Below are 16,306 nucleotides of genomic sequence, written 5' to 3' on the forward strand. Positions count from 1 at the left end.
GCGGACCGTCATGACCGGCAATGTGCTGGTCGCCTACGGGACGACGAACGGATCGACCGCGCAGATCGCCGAGGCCGTGGCCGAGGTCCTGCGCAAGGAAGGACTCACGGCCGCGGCGCTTCCGGCCGGGGCCGTCGTGGACCTGACGGGGTACGACGCCGTCGTGGTCGGCGGCGGACTGTACGCCGGACGCTGGCACAAGGACGCCCGCCGGTTCGTGCGCCGGCACCGCCGCGCACTGGCCGAACGCCCCCTGTGGTTCTTCAGCAGCGGCCCGCTGGACGCCTCGGCGTCGGAGCGGGACATCCCGCCCGTGCCGGGTGTGCGCCGCGCGATGACCCGGCTCGACGCCAGGGGACACGTCACCTTCGGAGGCTGCCTGCAGGAGGGCGCCAAGGGCCGTATCGCCAAGATGATCGTGCGCAACGGAAAGGGCGGGGACTTCCGCAACTTCCCCGAGATCGAGGCATGGGCGGCGCGTGTAGCCGGCGAACTGGTGGCGGAACGGGCGAAGAACTGAACAACGCGAGCAGCACCGAACGCGGTGCGGGCAGCTGAGAGGCCACAGCCTCGTGGCGCGCGGCCGGCGGGAGCCGCCGCGCGCCATCAGGTCAAGCGTCCCGGACTCTTGACTCGGAAGGTGCCCGCACCGATCCTCGTCCCATGTCTTGCGCTGGTCATGACAACCTCATGGGGTTGGCCGACCGCGCCATCCCGCCGACCGAGGGACGTGGGCCGTGACGCCGACTCGACGCTCGTACCGCAGCCGCAAGAACGTCACCGTGGTGTCGCTGTTTCTCCTACTCCTGGCCCTGGTTCTGGGCCCCACGCCGAGTTCGGCGGCCGGCAGCGACTGGTGGATCCCGACCTCGCGCCCGGCCCCGGACGCCCAGATCAACGTCACCGGCGAGCCGTTCACCGGCACCGACTCCGCCGGCGACGTGCGCGGGTTCGTCGACGCGCACAACCACCTGTTCTCCAACGAGGCCTTCGGGGGCCGGCTGATCTGCGGCAAGGTGTTCTCCGAGGCCGGGGTCGCCGACGCGCTCAAGGACTGTCCCGAGCACTACCCCGACGGCACCCTCGCGATCTTCGACTACATCACCCACGGCGGCGACGGCAGGCACGACCCGGTCGGCTGGCCGACCTTCAAGGACTGGCCCGCGTACGACTCGATGACCCATCAGGCCAACTACTACGCCTGGGTGGAGCGGGCCTGGCGCGGCGGACAGCGGGTGCTCGTCAACGACCTCGTCACCAACGGCATGATCTGCTCGGTCTACCCCTTCAAGGACCGCAGCTGCGACGAGATGACCTCCATCCGGCTGCAGGCGAAGCTGACGTACGACCTCCAGGCCTATATCGACAAGATGTACGGCGGAACCGGAAAGGGCTGGTTCCGTATCGTCACCGACAGCGCGCAGGCCCGTGAGGTGATCAAGCAGGGCAAGCTGGCCGTCGTCCTCGGCGTGGAGACCTCCGAGCCGTTCGGCTGCAAGCAGGTCCTGGACATCCCGCAGTGCAGCAAGGCAGACATCGACAAGGGGTTGGACGAGCTCTACGCCCTCGGGGTGCGCTCCATGTTCCTGTGCCACAAGTTCGACAACGCGCTGTGCGGCGTCCGCTTCGACTCGGGCGCCCTCGGCACCGCCATCAACGTCGGCCAGTTCCTCTCCACCGGCACCTTCTGGCAGACCGAGAAGTGCACCGGACCGCAGCACGACAACCCGATCGGTACCGCCTCGTCCGCGGCGGAGGAGGACCTGCCGGCGGGCGTGGCCGTCCCCTCGTACGACTCGGACGCCCAGTGCAACAAACGCGGCCTCACCGACCTCGGTGCATACGCCGTGCGCGGCATGATGAAACGCAAGATGATGCTGGAGATCGACCACATGGGCGTCAAGGCCGTCGGCCAGGCGCTGGACATCCTGGAGTCCGAGTCCTACCCCGGCGTGATCTCCTCGCACAGCTGGATGGACCTGAACTGGACCGAGCGGGTCTACTCCCTCGGCGGCTTCGTCGCCCAGTACATGCACGGCTCGCAGGGGTTCGTCGCGGAGGCCGGGCGCACCAAGGCGCTGCGCGACAAGTACCACGTGGGCTACGGCTACGGCACCGACTTCAACGGCATCGGCGACCACCCCGCCCCGCGCGGCGCCGACGCCGCCAACAAAGTCACCTACCCCTTCAAGAGCGCCGACGGCGGCTCGGTCATCGACAAGCAGACCACCGGTGAGCGCACGTTCGACTTCAACACCGACGGCGCCGCCCACGTCGGCATGATCCCCGACTGGATCGAGGACATCCGGCTCGTCGGCGGCCAGGACGTGGTGAACGACCTCATGCGGGGCGCCGAGTCCTACCTCCACACATGGGGAGCGACCGAGCAGCACCAGGCATCGGTGGACCTCGCCAAGGGCGCGACGGCCACGGCCAGTTCGTCCGAGTGGAACCCGTTCACCAGTTACCAGCCGGGCCGGGCCGTCGACGGTGACGACGGCACCCGCTGGGCCAGCGACTGGAGCGACGACCAGTGGTGGCAGGCCGACCTGGGCGCAACCCACCTCGTCAGCCGGGTCACGCTGAACTGGGAGCGTGCGTACGGCAAGTCGTACCGCATCGAACTCTCCACCGACGGCAGCGACTGGCACACCGTCTGGTCCACCACGTCCGGCGACGGAGGCCTGGACACCGCCCGCTTCACCGGCACACCGGCCCGCTACGTCCGCATCCACGGCCTCGGCCGCGGCACCGACTGGGGATACTCGCTCTACGAAGTGGGCGTCCACAGCGCCTGAGGTCCCGTCACCACCTGAGGACATACATGGCACGCATGCCGTCGGCCGAACGGCGCAGACAGCTGACGGAAGCGGCGATCAGGGCGATGGCCCGGGACGGCGTCGCCAAGACGACGACCCGGTCCATCGCCGCCGAGGCCGGCGTGTCCCTGAGCGTCTTCCACTACTGCTTCGACTCCAAGCAGGCCCTCCTCGAGGCCGTCATCACGACCCTCACCGACCACTCGGTGACCGTGGTGAAGCAGGCCCTGCGGCCCAGGGCCACGCTCGTGGAGACCGTCCGGGCCGGCTTCCAGGCGTACTGGGACCACGTCCGCACCCACCCCGACGAGCACATGCTCACCTACGAACTCACCCAGTACGCCCTGCGCGAGCCGGGTTTCGAGCACCTGGCCCGACGGCAGTACGAGCTGTACGGCGCCGCCTACACCGAGCTCATCGACCGGTTGCGCAGGAACATGAATCTTCAACTCACCGTCCCCGCAACGGTGTTGGCCCGCTACCTGGCCGCCATGACCGACGGGCTGACCCTCAACTACCTCGTCCTCGGCGACGAATCGGCCTGGACCGACATCCTCGACACGGTCACCACCCACATCGCAAGCCTGGTCCAAGACGACGTCCGCCAGGCCTGACTCAGCAGATCCGGGGCAACTGCTCGCCCAGCGGCATCTCCACGATGCGCCGAGCGCCGACCAGCGTCCGCACTGTGACCCGCCCACGCGACCCCTGCTGCAGCACCTCACCGATCTGCACCGCCTGCGCCCCCTCCGGCAGCGACCGCAGGGCGGCCAGCGCCCCCTCGGCCGCGCCGGCGTCGACGAAGGCGACCAGGCAGCCCTCGTTGGCGACGACCAGCGGGTCAAGCCCGAGCAGGTCGCAGGCGGAGGCCACCGCCCCGGGCACCGGGACGGCACTCTCCTCGATCTCGACGGCGACGGACGAGTCCCGGGCGATCTCGTTGAGGGCGGCGGCCAGCCCGCCCCGGGTCGGGTCACGCAGCACATGGACGGCGGTGCCCAGCGGCGCCAGGGTGCGCACCAGCCGGTGCAGCGGCCGCGTGTCCGAGGCGATGTCGCTCTCGAAACCGAGCCCCTCACGCGTGCTCAGCACGGTCGTTCCGTGCAGTCCGACCGGCCCGGACAGCAGCACCACATCGCCCGGGCGGGCCAACGCGGCCGACGGGCACAGCAGCTCGTGCCGCTGCCCGACACCGGTGGTGTTGATGAAGAGACGGTCGGCCGCACCACGGCCCACGACCTTGGTGTCCCCGGTCACCACGGGCACCCCCACGTCCTGCGCCGCCTTGCCCAACGAGGCCATGACGGAGCGCAGTTCGCCCATGGGCAGCCCCTCCTCGACGATGAGCGACACAGACAGCGCGAGCGGCCACGCGCCGCGCATCGCAAGGTCGTTGACGGTGCCGTGCACGGCGAGGGATCCGATGTCCCCGCCGGGGAAGAACAGCGGGCTGACGACGAAGCTGTCGGTGCTCATCACCAGACCGGGATGCCCCGGCAGCAGCGCGGCGTCCTCCAGCGGGCCCGTGCCGCCGCCCACGGCGGGCAGCACCAGCCGGTCCAGCAGCTCCGCGGTGAGGCGTCCGCCGGCGCCGTGGCCCAGCAGGACGACCTCGTCCTCGTGGTGGGGGGTGGGGCATTGGATGCTGCTCATGCCGTGCTCCTCGCAGGAGTGCGTCCGGCCGCGTGGAAGGCGGCGCAGGTGCCCTCGGACGACACCATCGGCGCGCCCAGGGGGTGGCGGGGGGTGCAACGGGTGCCGTACGCGGCGCAGTCGGTGGGCAGCTTCGCCCCGGTGAGGATGGCGCCCGCGATGCACTCAGGGTCCTCGACGGGGCACAGTCCGCCCACGTCGAATCGGCGGGTGGCATCGAAGTCCCGGTATTCCTCGGCGAGTTCGAGCCCGCTGTCGGGCAGCGCCCCGATGCCCCGCCAGGCCCGGTCCGTGACCCGGAAGACCGTGCGGACGGCGTCCTGCGCGTCGGTGTTGCCGGACCGGCGCACGGCCCGTACGTACTGGTTCTCCACCTCGGCCCGGCCCGCCTCCAGCTGCCGTACGGCCATCAGGATGCCCTCCAGCAGGTCCAGCGGCTCGAAGCCGGTGACCACGATGGGCACCCGGTAGCGGGCGGCGATCGGCTCGTACTCGGTCCAGCCCATCACCGCGCACACATGCCCGGCCGCGAGGAAGGCCTGCACCTCGCAGTCGGGGTCGTCGAGCAGCGCCGTCATGGCCGGCGGCACCAGGACATGGCTGACGAGCATCGAGAAGTTCGTCAGCCCGAGACGGGCCGCGTGCAGGACCGCCATCGCATTGGCCGGCGCGGTCGTCTCGAAGCCGACGGCGAGGAAGACCACCTCCCGGTCGGGGTGGTCGGCGGCCAGGCGCACGGCGTCCATCGGGGCGTACACCACGCGTACGTCCGAGCCCCGCGCCCGCAGTGACAGCAGGTCGGTGTCCGTGCCGGGCACGCGCAGCATGTCGCCGAAGCTGGTGAGGATCACGCCGGGCCGGGCGGCGATGGCCATGGCCCGGTCCAAAGTCTCCAGCGGAGTCACGCAGACCGGGCAGCCGGGGCCGTGGATCATCCGCATCCCGGCGGGCAGCAGCTCGTCGATGCCCTGGCGGACCAGGGTGTGGGTCTGCCCGCCGCACACCTCCATGATCCGCCAGGGCCGGGTGGCGGTCTGCCGCAGTTCGTCCAGCAGCCGCCGGGCGAGGACGGGATCGCGGTATTCGTCGAGGTACTTCATCGGCCCTCCGTGCGCGTCATCGATGCGTGAGATCGAGCCGGATGTCCACGACCCCCTCCACCGCCCGCACCGCCCGCGCCACCACGGGCACGAGCATCCGGTCGGGCAGGGAGCCGCCCAGTGTGACCACGCCCTCGGTCACACTCACGGTCAGGGGAGTGGTGAGCGGGAGCTGGCCCAGCACGCTGCGCCGGATCTCCTGTTCGATCTCCTCGTCGTCTCGGAGGAAGACCTTCAGCAGATCACTGCGGCTGACCACGCCCTGCAGCAGCCCGACCCCGTCCACGACGGGCAGTCGCTTGACGTGCCGGCGGGCCATGATCCGGGCGGCCTCGGCCAGCGAGGCGTCGGCGTGCACGGTCACGGCCGGGGCGCTCATCAGCTCGCCCGCGGTCACCGCGCCGGCCTTCTTCCGGGCGGCCGGATCCCCCTCCTCGGTGTCCCTGAACTCCTCCTTGGCCATCAGATCGGCCTCGGAGACCACCCCCACGACCCGGCCCTCGCCCGCCAGGACCGGCAGCGCGCTGACCTTCCACTGGTCGAGCAGCTCGACGACCTCCTTGAAGGGCGCCTCACTGCCGACGGCGACGACGGTGTGCGTCATCACATCGCTCACGGTGTACGGAGATTCAGGCATCGCAGCCTCCCGAGGTGTCTGACGAGGTACGGACGACCGTCAGGTCGAGGAAGTGGGTGGAGCACGAGATGCACGGGTCGTGGTTTCGGATCGCCCGCTCGCACAAGGCCGTCAACTCGGCGTCGTCCGGGTCGTGTTCGCCGATCGCACGCTGGGTCAGCCGGCGCAGGTCGTCCTCGATCGCACCCTGGTTCTGTGCCGTTGGCGGCACCAGCAGGGCACTGGTCACGAGACCGTCGGCGTCGAGTTCGTAGCGGTGGTAGAGCAGCCCGCGGGGCGCCTCGGTGGCACCATGGCCGATCCCAGCGACCGGGGGCACCTCGAGGTACGGGCGTGCGGGCGGCTCGTAGCCGTCGATGATCCGCAGCGCCTCCGCGACGGCGTACACGCTCTCCACCGCCCGCACCAGGATCGACCGGAACGGATTGCGGCACACGGCGCCCTCCCGCGGATCACCCAGCCCCGCCTCCACGGCCGCCTCCAGTGCGACCGGCGACAGCCGTGCCCCGCCGATCGCGAACCGGGCGAGGGAGCCGGTGAGATGCAGCCGCCCGTCCAGCCGGGAGTGCAGCGCGGTGGAGTGCTCCACATGGGTCTCGGTGACGTGCTCGGTGAACTCCCGCACCGGGAAGGAGGCGGTGCTCCCGTCCGCGCGCAGCACCGTCGGCGTACCACCCTCGATGGCGTACGTGTCGGGGTCGGCCAGTGCCAGCAGATCGGCCTCGACGCGGCCGTCCGGGAACTGGAAGCCGGCCACCCAGCGCACGGTCTCCCACGCATCGTCGAGCGCCTGCTTCAACTGCTCGGCGAGCGGCCGCAGTTCCTCGCGCGTCGGCGCTCGGTGAAAGCCGCCCAGCCGTACGTTCACGGGATGCACGGCCCGCCCGCCCACCAGCTCCATCAGGGAGTTGCCGGCCTTCTTCAGCCGCAGCCCCCGCTCCACTTCCGCCCGGTGGGTGCGGGCCAGTTCGATCGCGCTCGCCCGGCCCAGGAAGTCCGGGGCGTGCAGCAGATAGATGTGCAGGACCTGGCTCTCGATCCACTCCCCGCAGTACAGCAGCCGGCGCAGATCCCGGATGACCGGGTCGACCGTCACCCCGCACGCGTCCTCGATCGCCGCGCACGCGCTCATCTGGTACGCCACCGGGCAGATCCCGCACACCCGCGCCGTGATGTCCGGCGGCTCGGTGTACGAACGCCCGCGCAGGAACGCCTCGAAGAAGCGCGGGGGTTCATAGATCTCCAGCCGCGCGTCGGTGACCGTGCCGTCGTGCACCTGCAGACGCAGGGCGCCCTCGCCCTCGACCCGGGACAGCGAGCCGACGTGCAGGACACGGGATCCGCGATGCGTCACTTGCTCAACTCCTCGTCGAAAGCTGCGGTGTTGAAGGTGTGCAGGAAACGTCCGACGGCGTCCTCGTCGAGTCCGTCGCGGCGCAGCAGCGGGATCAGCGCGGGCAGGTTCACCGACCCGGACGGGCCGAAGCAGCCGAAGCACCCGCGGTGGTAGGCCGGGCACAACGCCCCGCACCCGGCGTGCGTGACCGGTCCGAGGCACGGCGTGCCGTGGGCGACCGTCACACAGACCGTGCCGCGCCGCTTGCACTCGAAGCACACGCTGTGGTTCGGCACGTCCGGCTTGCGGCCGGCGAGGAACGCGGTGATCACCTCGATGAGCTGCCTGCGGTCGATCGGGCAGCCGCGCAGCTCGAAGTCGACGTCCACATGGGCCGATACGGGGGTGGAGGTGGCGAGCGTGGAGATGTACTCGGGGTGCGCGTAGACCGTGCGCCGGAACTCGTCGACATCCGCGAAGTTCCTGAGGGCCTGGATGCCGCCGGCCGTGGCGCACGCCCCGATGGTCACCAGGTGGCGCGAGGCGGCACGGATGGCCCGGACCCGCTCGGCGTCCGCGGCCGTGGTCACCGAGCCCTCGACCAGGGACAGGTCGTACGGGCCGGGCGCCACCGCGCTGGACGCCTCGAGGAAGTGCGAGATGTCCACCTCGCCCGCCAGAGCCAGGAGTTCGTCCTCGCAGTCCAGCAGGGTGAGCTGGCAGCCGTCGCAGGAGGCCAGCTTGAACACCGCGAGCGTCGGGGTGGCCTTCGTGGGGGTCATCTCACAACTCCCTTACGGAGAGCAGGGGTTCGGCGCGGTCCCAGCCCACGACGGGGCCCGCCTGGCACACCAGCAGCGGGCCGAGCTGGCAGTGCCCGCAGTGCCCGGTCGCGCAGCGCATGTTCCGCTCCAGCGAGACCCGGACACGGTCGCGGCGCACACCGCGGTGGGCGAGTTCGCGTGCGGTCGCCCGGATCATCGGCTCGGGGCCGCAGACGAAGGCCCAGGCGTCCTCCGGATCGAAGTGGGCCCGCCCCAGCAGCTGGGTGACCACACCGACGTCTCCACGCCAGTCCGGGTCGGGCTGGTCCACCGTCACACCGGTGTACGCCGTGGCCCAGCTCTCCACCTCCTTGCGGGCGATCAGGTCGCCCGGGGTGCGGGCTCCGATCAGTACGTTGACGCGGCGGTAGGCCGCCGGCTCGGCCAGCGCGGCCAGGATCAGTGGCCGCAGCGGGGCGAAGCCGATGCCGCCCGCGACGATCACCACGTCCCGGCCGCGGGCGCGCTCCAGCTCCCAACTGGTGCCGTAGGGCCCGCGAATGCCCAGGACGTCACCGACCCGGGCCGCGCACAGCCCGTCGGAGACCGCGCCCACCGAGCGGACGGTGTGCGCGAGGCCGCCGGTGGCCTGCACGGAGCTCACGGAGACGGGGATCTCGCCGCGGCCGAAGGAGTGCACCATCGCGAACTGCCCGGGCCGGAAGTCGGGGAGTGCGGGGCCGACGGGTTCGAAGCGGAGCGTGACCGTGTCGGTGGTCTCCGCGCGGCGGGCGACCACCCGGTGGGGGACCGGCACGGCGGTCATCGCTCGTCCTTCGTCTCGTAGATCCCGTACAGGTCGACCAGCCGGGCACGGGCCGCGTTCAGCCGGTGGGCGAGGACCCGGCCGACCCAGTGCTCGACGGCGCGCCCGAACTCGGGGTCGTCGAGGCACATCAGACGGACGGCGACGGCGTCGAACTCGTAGGCCTGCAAAGGGGTCACGGCCCCCGCGCCGAGCTGCCACACGAACGGCTCGTACAGCCAGGACCAGCCGAGCAGGTCGCCGATGCCCAGCGTCTCGACGACCGGCGGGCGGCGGCCGGGCACATGCATGTCCAGGGCGGCGGTGCCGCTGCGGATGATCCAGAACCGGTTCGCGTGCCCGCCCTCCTCGAAGAGCCGGGCGCCCGGCGGGAAGCCGACCTCGCGGCCGACGCGCAGCAGCCGCTCGCGATGCTCGGTGGGCAGGGCGTGGTTCATGCGCAGGGCGATCGAGGGGGGCATCAGTGCGACTCCGTTCCGCGTTCGGCCTCCAGTGCGGCCACTTCCTCCGTGATGTCGATGCCGGCCGGGCACCAGGCGATGCAACGCCCGCAGCCCACGCATCCGGTCGTGTCGAACTGGTCGTGCCAGGTGGAGAGCTTGTGGGTGAGCCACTGCCGGTAGCGGCTGCGGGCCGAGTGGCGCACCGAGCCGCCGTGCAGATACGAGAAGTCCAGGTCGAAGCAGGAGTCCCAGCGCTGCCAGCGCTCGGTGTGGTCACCGGTCAGGTCGGTGACCTCCTCGGTGGTGGTGCAGAAGCAGGTGGGGCAGACCATGGTGCAGTTGCCGCAGGTCAGACAGCGCTCGGCGACATCGTTCCAGCGCTCGGCGTCCAGGCTCGCGCCCATCAGGTCACGCAGGTCGACCGGGGGCAGCGAGCGGCCCATCCGGTCGCGGGCCGCGTCCACCGAGGCGCGGGCGGTGGCCTCGGTGACCAGGTCGGCGCCATGGTGCGGAACCTGCTCCAGCAGCCGGGCGCCCTCCTCGCTGCCGACGCGCACCAGGAACCGGTGGCCGTCCTCGTCCACCACCTCGGTCAGCGCCAGGTCGTAGCCGGGATCGGCCGCGGGCCCGCCACCGGTGGAGACGCAGAAGCAGGTCGCGCCGGGCTCGGTGCACTCGGCGGCGATCAGCAGCGCACCGCGGCGCCGATTCCCGTAGCCGCCGTCCTCGTACTGCCCACCGGTCAGCACCCGGTCCTGGATGGCGATGGCCCGCAGGTCACAGGGCCGGACACCGAGAAAGGCGTACGCCGGTTCCTCGGGCTCGTGCGCGGTGAACGTCACCTCGCCCTCCGCCGTCCGGTCGGCACTCCACAATCGCTCCCGGGACGGGTGCAGGAAGTTCTTCCAGGACTGCGGCCCCGCGCTGTGCGCGAAAGCGGCCCCGTCCTCGCGGGGCACGAGCCGGTACCGCCCGGCCTCGAGCTCGACACCCCACCCGTACGGCAGCGCGTCCGCCGAGGTCAGCTGGGACAGCACGATCGCTCCGTCACGGACGGTGGGCCCGACGACGGTCCGTCCGTCCGCCACGAGCACCGTGACCAGGGCACTGAGCCCGTCCCGATCGAGCACGGCCGGGGCTGCGGTCATGTCGCTCCTCCTCGTCACTCGCTCACTACCAGCTTCCGGCCGAGCCCACCATCGAAGGCAGGGGCCAACCGGCCCAGCCGAACAAGCCGACCGGACCTGCAGCGCCCCTGTAAGGGGCGCGGGGCTGTGTCGATATGCGGCTCCGCCGCGTGGGCGCGACCAGCCACACACAACCCGCGGCCACAACACGTCCTGCAGCCCCCAACGCCTTCCCAACCGAGCAACTACGGCAGGGGCTCGCCCAACTCGCCCTCAACGGCCCCCGCCATGGCCCGCAGCACATCAAGCGTCCGCCGCGCCTCCGCTTCGTCGACCAAGGTGATCGCAAACCCGACATGCACGATGACGTACGCCCCCACCTCCGCCTCGGGCGTACAGCTGAGGCACACCTCGCGCCGAACCCCGCCGAAATCCACGGTCGCCATCCGCAGCCCCGCATCGTCGTGGATCTCCACAACCCGTCCCGGGATGCCCAGGCACATAAGCGCTCACCTCTCCCCGGCCAGCCGCGCCGCAGCGACCGCCGTCTGCCCGTAACTGATGCCGCCGTCCCCGACCGGAACCTGACCTCCGACCAGCACCCGCAGCCCCTGCGCGTGCAGCCGCCGCTTCACCTCCGTCAGCAGCCGCCGGTTGACGAAGCAGCCACCGCCGAGACACACCGTGCGCGGCGCACCCTCGGCAACGGCCCGGGCGACGAGCTCCGCGGTGACGATCCCGAGCGTCAGGTGGAAGGCGGCGGCCAGCCGGGCCACCGGCTCCCCGTCCAGCCGCCGCTGCAGCAGATCGGCCAGCGTCGGCGCGGGGTCGTACACCCACAGGCCCTGCGCCCGGACCACCCGATGGGCGAGGGCCGCGGCATGCTCGGCGCCCGCGGCCGCTTCGAGCAGGACGGCGGCCTCGCCCTCGTAACTCGCCCTCTCGCACAGGCCCAGCAGAGCGGCGACCGTGTCGAAGAGCCGGCCGGCACTCGACGCGCTCGGGCAGTTCACGCCTCGCGCGACCATCGTGCGCACGGCGGCGACCTCGGCCGGATCGAGCCGCTCCGTGAAGGACCGGGTGAGCCACGGATACGGGCGCGGGGAGCCCAGCGTCTCGGCGCCGAACAGATGGCCCAGGGCCGTGCGGGAGGGATGGCGTACCGCAGCGTCGCCGCCGGGCAGGGGCGCGGTCGCGAACCTGCCCACGCGACGGTAGCCGCTCAGATCGGCGACGAGGATCTCGCCGCCCCACAGGGTGCCGTCGTCGCCCAGCCCCAGACCGTCGTAGGCGACCCCCAGGAAGCGCCCCTGCACCCCGTGCTCGGCCGCGCAGGCGGCCACGTGCGCGTGATGGTGCTGCACCGGAATGCGGCGCACTGGCTGCGCCTCGGCCCACTGCGTGGACAGGTAACCGGGGTGCAGGTCGTGGGCGAGGACGGTCGGTTCGATGCCGGTGAGCCGCTTGAGGTGCTCGTACGACGCCAGGAACGCGTCGTGGGCCGCCAGACCGGCCAGGTCTCCGGTGTGCGGGCCGAGGTGGGCCCGGCCGTCGGCGGCCAGGGTGAAGGTGTGCTTGAGCTGGGCACCGGCCCCCGCGACCGGCTCGCGGACCGGAAGCGGCAAGGGGGCGGGGGCGAGCCCGCGGGCCCGGCGGACCGTGATCCGGCTCCGTCCGGCGAACTGCACCACCGAGTCGTCGTAGCGGGAGCGGATCGGCCGGTCGTGGGTGAGGAAGCCGTCCGCGACACCGGCCAGTGTGCGCCGGGCCTCGGTGTCGTCGACGGCGATCGGCTCGTCGCTGAGGTTGCCGCTGGTGACCACGAGAGGGCGGGCCAGCTCGTCGAGGAGGAGGTGGTGCAGGCCGGTGGTGGGCAGGAACAGGCCGACGCGGGTCAGGCCGGGGTGTACCTCGGGGGCGAGCGGGGCCGCGCCGTGCCACCGGCGCCGGGCGAGCAGCACGACAGGACGTTCCGGGGACGTCAGGGCCTGCCGCTCCGTGGCGCCGATCCGCGCCAGCCGGGCGGCCGTGTCGAGGTCGCGGACCATGACGGCGAACGGTTTCGCCGGACGGTGCTTGCGGCGCCGCAGCTCCGACACGGCCGCCGGATCGCCCGCGTCGCACACGAGCTGATAGCCGCCGAGACCTTTCAGCGCCACGATCCCGCCCGCTTCGACGGCCTTGACCGCCGCCCGCAGCGCCTCCTCGCCGCGCAGCTCCTCCCAGGCCAGCCTGGGCCCGCAGGCCGGGCAGGCGACGGGTTCGGCGTGGAAGCGCCGGTCGGCCGGATCGGCGTACTCGGCGGCGCACCCGGCGCACAGCGGGAAGCGGCGCATGGTGGTGCGGATCCGGTCGTAGGGAAGGTCCTCGATGATCGTGGCGCGGGGCCCGCAGTCCGTGCAGTTGATGAACGGGTAGCGGTGGCGGCGGTCGTGGGGGTCGTGCAGCTCGGCCAGGCAGGCGTCGCAGATCGCCGCGTCGGGCGGGATCTCGCGCGGCGCTGCGTCTCCGCCGGCGGGTGCGCTGTGTCGTACCTGGAAACCCGGGCCGTACGCCGGCCGGGGCGCGCCGCCGGTCAGCCGGACGCGGCGCACCCGGGCCAGGGCCGGCGCGTCGGTGCGCAGCCGGGCGGCGAACTCGTCGATCGTGCCGAGCGGCCCGGCGACCTCGCCCTCCACATGCCCGTTGACATTGGCCACCCAGCCGTCCAGGCCGAGCGCAGATGCAGTGCGGTACACGAACGGGCGGAAGCCGACGCCCTGGACGATCCCCTCCACATGGAAGCGCCGCACGGTCATGCCGGCCTCCTTGCCGCGGTCTGCCGGTGCCGAGTGATCTCGGACTCGACGGCCCGCACGAGGGGTTCCACGGCCGTCTCGGCGGCGGGGTGGAGGCCGGTGCCCGGCGCGCTCTCGGCGCCTTCCATGGCGTATATGACGAGGTGGTCGGGCATTACGGTCATGCCGGCCTCCTTGCCGCGGTCTCCCGGTGCCGGGTGATCTCGGACTCGACGGCCCGCACGAGGGGTTCCACGGCCGCCTCGACGGCGGGGGAGAGGCCGGTGCCCAGGGCGCTCTCGGCGCCCTCCACCGCGTACACGACGAGGTGGTCGGGCAACACGCCCAGGACGCGGGCGAGTTCGACGGCCTCACCGAGGCCGAGGCCGTGCGAGCTGGTCGTCGGCGGCTGCGCCAGGAGTCCGGCATCGAGTGCGAGGCGGTGCACCCGCCCGGGTGAGCCCGGGTGCGCGTGGGCCGCGTCCACGACCACCGCGAGGCCGGCGCCCTCCCACAGCCCGATCAGCCGCCCGGGGTCGCCGTCGCAGGTGGCGAGCACGGTGCCGGGCGGCAGCGGCCGCTGTGCGGCGCGCTCCCGCAGCCGGGCGAGCACGGCCCAGCCCAGCCCGTCGTCGTGCCGGAACTCGTTGCCGACGCCGATGACGGCGATCCGTGTCCGCGTCCTCATGGTCCTCACGGTGCGCCGACGCCATCCGGCCCCACAGGGGCCGAACGACCCAACCGCCGGGGCCGACCCTCCCGGATCATGCGGGGACGACGGCGACCGGGCTGCGGCAGTGCTCGAGCAGCCCCCGGAGCATGGCCCCCGGCACGGAATGCCGTCCGGTCACGCCCAGTTCGGTGCCTTCCGAGGCAATGACCCAACCGCCGGGGCCGACCCTCCCGGATCACGCCGGGACGACGGCGACCGGGCACCGGCTGTGCTCCAGCAGTTCGCGGAGCGTGGAACCGGTGGTGGCACGCCGCCCGACCACCACCAGTTCGGCGCCTTCCGAGGCGTGGACGAGGGCCTCCACCGGGGTGAACAGCACGACGTCCTCCAGGACGTCGACGTCCGGGTACTTCGTGCGCCACGGCCGCAGCACGTCGGACAGCAGCTGCACCTCGTGATCCTCCCAGGTGGCGCGGTCCTCCTCCAGCACGGGGAAGGGCGAGGCAGCGGTGGACGCGGGCAGCTGCCACGCGTACACGGCATGCAGCCGTGCGCCGCGCAGCCGGGCCGCCTCGAAGGCGAAGTCGAGCGCGCCGCCGACCGGGGCCCGGACGTCGACACCGACGGTCACGCCGGCGGACGGGCGCGGCGGACCCTGGCCGGAGAGCGGGCCGGGGACCAGGACCACCGGCCCGGCGGATCCGGAGGCCAGGGCCGCAGCGGTGGAACCCACCGCGATCCCGGCCCTGCCGCCCTCGCCGCGCAGCCCGAGCACGACCAGCTCCGTCTCCTCGCCCATGGCACGCAGGACCGGGGCCGGCATCCCGGTGTGGCTCTCGCCCCGCGCGTGCAACGCCGGGTGCCGCTCGACGAGTTCGGCCACCACATGGTCCGCCACGGCCGCGGGACGGTACGGCCACTGCTCCACGGGATCCAAGGGGGCCGGCGGTACCACGTGCACCACCCGCAGGGGCAGTCCACGCAGCAGCGCCTCGCGTGTGGCCCAGTCGGCCGCGGCACGGCTGCGTGCCGACCGGTCGACACCGGCGATGATCACTCGTTGCATGGCGTGCCGCCTTCCGGGCCGTGGTCCTTCCACGTTCGCCGCCCGCCCCCGGCGTGCGCAGGGGCCGAACGGACCCAGTCGGAGACCTGGCGGCCCATACCTGCCGGTACGCCCCGGGACGAGGCTGGTGGCGAGGAGCAGACCGAGCGCAGGAGGTGCGCATCATGCTTCCGCCCGTCATTGCCGGAGTCGACGGTTCCGCCGAGAGTCTCGCCGCCGCCGAGTGGGCCGCCCGCGAGGCCGTGCGCCGCGACCGGCCGCTGCGGCTCGTGCACGCCTGGAACTGGCACCCCCGCCAGGAGGACGGCGAGATCGCCACGGCCGCCCAGCGCCACCTTGCACGGCGGTCCCTGCGCCAGGCCGAGGACCGCATCCGCCGTACCTGCCCCGGCGTCAAGCTCGACGACGAGCAGGTCGAGGGCCCCGCGACCACTGCCCTGCTGAAGGCGGCCGAGCGGGCCGATCTGCTGGTGCTGGGCTCGCGCGGCCTCAGCGGATTCACCGGGTTCCTGGTCGGCTCGGTCGCGCTGGGCGTGGTGGCGCGGGCCGGCCGGCCCGTCGTCCTCGTCCGGGCCGGCGAGGAAGCCGCCGACGAGCACCTTCCGGCGGGCGACGGCGGCGCATCCACCCGAACCGGCTACCGGGACGTGGTCCTGGGCATCGACCTCACCGACCCGTGCGACGAGGTGATCGAGTTCGCCTTCGAGGAGGCCCGGCTGCGCGGGGCACGCCTGAAGGCCGTGCACGCCTGGCAGCAGCCCTCACCGATCGGGCTCGGCTCCGGCGACATCGGCCTGGTGAACCGTCCGGACCGGGGAGAGGAGTGGCTCGGCTTCCTGACCGCCGTCCTGCAGGTGTGGCGCGAGAAGTACCCCGAGGTCGAGGTGGTCGAGACCGTGACCGAGGGCCGCCCGCAGTCCGTGCTGGTGCGGGCCGCCTCCGGGGCGAGCCTGCTCGTCGTCGGCCGCCGCAGGACCGAGCGGCCCACCGTCCCCCGCACCGGCCCCGTCGCCCACGCCGCCATCCACCACGTCGGCTGCCCCGTGGCCGTCGTACCCCACGACTGACATCCCCACGACTGAGAG

The 16,306-nt window shown here is 72.4% G+C and carries 17 protein-coding genes; 4 read left to right on the plus strand and 13 right to left on the minus strand.

What is annotated here, in order from left to right; genetic code table 11:
* The first annotated feature begins 10 nt into the window (after nucleotides 1-10).
* The 3 genes from ACFY10_RS32210 (at nucleotide 11) to ACFY10_RS32220 (ending at nucleotide 3,433) form a co-directional block, all read left to right on the plus strand.
* A complete protein-coding gene (locus ACFY10_RS32210) occupies nucleotides 11-520 on the plus strand; it encodes a flavodoxin domain-containing protein (protein ID WP_390668743.1) in 510 nt (169 codons plus the stop codon).
* Between the two features lie 217 nt (nucleotides 521-737).
* Entirely contained in the window at nucleotides 738-2,798 is a 2,061-nt protein-coding gene (locus ACFY10_RS32215) for a discoidin domain-containing protein (RefSeq protein WP_390668744.1), read from the plus strand.
* A 26-nt stretch (nucleotides 2,799-2,824) separates the two neighbouring features.
* A complete protein-coding gene (locus ACFY10_RS32220) occupies nucleotides 2,825-3,433 on the plus strand; it encodes a TetR/AcrR family transcriptional regulator (protein ID WP_390668745.1) in 609 nt (202 codons plus the stop codon).
* A 1-nt stretch (nucleotide 3,434) separates the two neighbouring features.
* Here ACFY10_RS32220 and hypE read toward each other — a convergent pair whose 3' ends face one another.
* From hypE to ACFY10_RS32285, 13 genes are all read right to left on the minus strand, one after another.
* Nucleotides 3,435-4,472 carry a hydrogenase expression/formation protein HypE gene (gene hypE / locus ACFY10_RS32225; RefSeq protein ID WP_390668746.1) on the minus strand — a complete coding sequence of 346 codons (1,038 nt, stop codon included), beginning with the start codon at nucleotides 4,470-4,472 and terminating at the stop codon, nucleotides 3,435-3,437.
* On the minus strand, nucleotides 4,469-5,572 hold the full coding sequence (hypD, locus tag ACFY10_RS32230; RefSeq protein ID WP_390668747.1) for a hydrogenase formation protein HypD: 1,104 nt from the start codon (nucleotides 5,570-5,572) through the stop codon (nucleotides 4,469-4,471). Before hypD ends, hypE begins: the two co-directional genes overlap by 4 nt.
* Before the next feature lie 16 nt (nucleotides 5,573-5,588).
* Entirely contained in the window at nucleotides 5,589-6,209 is a 621-nt protein-coding gene (locus ACFY10_RS32235) for a CBS domain-containing protein (protein ID WP_390668748.1), read from the minus strand.
* On the minus strand, nucleotides 6,202-7,563 hold the full coding sequence (locus ACFY10_RS32240) for a Ni/Fe hydrogenase subunit alpha (RefSeq protein ID WP_390668749.1): 1,362 nt from the start codon (nucleotides 7,561-7,563) through the stop codon (nucleotides 6,202-6,204). Before ACFY10_RS32240 ends, ACFY10_RS32235 begins: the two co-directional genes overlap by 8 nt.
* On the minus strand, nucleotides 7,560-8,327 hold the full coding sequence (locus tag ACFY10_RS32245) for an oxidoreductase (protein ID WP_390668750.1): 768 nt from the start codon (nucleotides 8,325-8,327) through the stop codon (nucleotides 7,560-7,562). Before ACFY10_RS32245 ends, ACFY10_RS32240 begins: the two co-directional genes overlap by 4 nt.
* Nucleotide 8,328: 1 nt before the next feature.
* Complete coding sequence (locus ACFY10_RS32250) at nucleotides 8,329-9,135, minus strand: FAD/NAD(P)-binding protein (protein WP_390668751.1); 807 nt, start codon at nucleotides 9,133-9,135, stop codon at nucleotides 8,329-8,331.
* The gene (locus ACFY10_RS32255) at nucleotides 9,132-9,596 is read right to left on the minus strand and encodes a Crp/Fnr family transcriptional regulator (RefSeq protein WP_390668752.1); all 465 of its coding nucleotides are present in this window, start codon (nucleotides 9,594-9,596) and stop codon (nucleotides 9,132-9,134) included. The genes ACFY10_RS32250 and ACFY10_RS32255 overlap by 4 nt, the downstream gene beginning before the upstream one ends.
* Complete coding sequence (locus ACFY10_RS32260; RefSeq protein ID WP_390668753.1) at nucleotides 9,596-10,726, minus strand: 4Fe-4S dicluster domain-containing protein; 1,131 nt, start codon at nucleotides 10,724-10,726, stop codon at nucleotides 9,596-9,598. The genes ACFY10_RS32255 and ACFY10_RS32260 overlap by 1 nt, the downstream gene beginning before the upstream one ends.
* Nucleotides 10,727-10,950: 224 nt before the next feature.
* Complete coding sequence (locus ACFY10_RS32265; protein WP_390668754.1) at nucleotides 10,951-11,208, minus strand: HypC/HybG/HupF family hydrogenase formation chaperone; 258 nt, start codon at nucleotides 11,206-11,208, stop codon at nucleotides 10,951-10,953.
* 6 nt (nucleotides 11,209-11,214) lie between these two features.
* Nucleotides 11,215-13,503 carry a carbamoyltransferase HypF gene (gene hypF, locus ACFY10_RS32270; protein WP_390668755.1) on the minus strand — a complete coding sequence of 763 codons (2,289 nt, stop codon included), beginning with the start codon at nucleotides 13,501-13,503 and terminating at the stop codon, nucleotides 11,215-11,217.
* Entirely contained in the window at nucleotides 13,500-13,667 is a 168-nt protein-coding gene (locus ACFY10_RS32275; RefSeq protein WP_390668756.1) for a hypothetical protein, read from the minus strand. Before ACFY10_RS32275 ends, hypF begins: the two co-directional genes overlap by 4 nt.
* Complete coding sequence (locus ACFY10_RS32280; RefSeq protein ID WP_390668757.1) at nucleotides 13,664-14,170, minus strand: hydrogenase maturation protease; 507 nt, start codon at nucleotides 14,168-14,170, stop codon at nucleotides 13,664-13,666. The genes ACFY10_RS32275 and ACFY10_RS32280 overlap by 4 nt, the downstream gene beginning before the upstream one ends.
* A gap of 220 nt (nucleotides 14,171-14,390) precedes the next feature.
* Nucleotides 14,391-15,221, minus strand: a complete 831-nt coding sequence (locus ACFY10_RS32285; RefSeq protein WP_390668758.1) for a universal stress protein — start codon at nucleotides 15,219-15,221, stop codon at nucleotides 14,391-14,393.
* 164 nt (nucleotides 15,222-15,385) lie between these two features.
* Between ACFY10_RS32285 and ACFY10_RS32290 the strand changes: the two genes are divergently transcribed.
* Nucleotides 15,386-16,288 (plus strand): universal stress protein, encoded by a 903-nt coding sequence (locus ACFY10_RS32290; protein WP_390668759.1) that lies wholly within the window; start codon nucleotides 15,386-15,388, stop codon nucleotides 16,286-16,288.
* Nucleotides 16,289-16,306 lie beyond the last annotated feature (18 nt).

It is taken from the genome of Streptomyces sp. NPDC001401, assembly GCF_042895385.1.
Classification (GTDB): Bacteria; Actinomycetota; Actinomycetes; order Streptomycetales; family Streptomycetaceae; genus Streptomyces.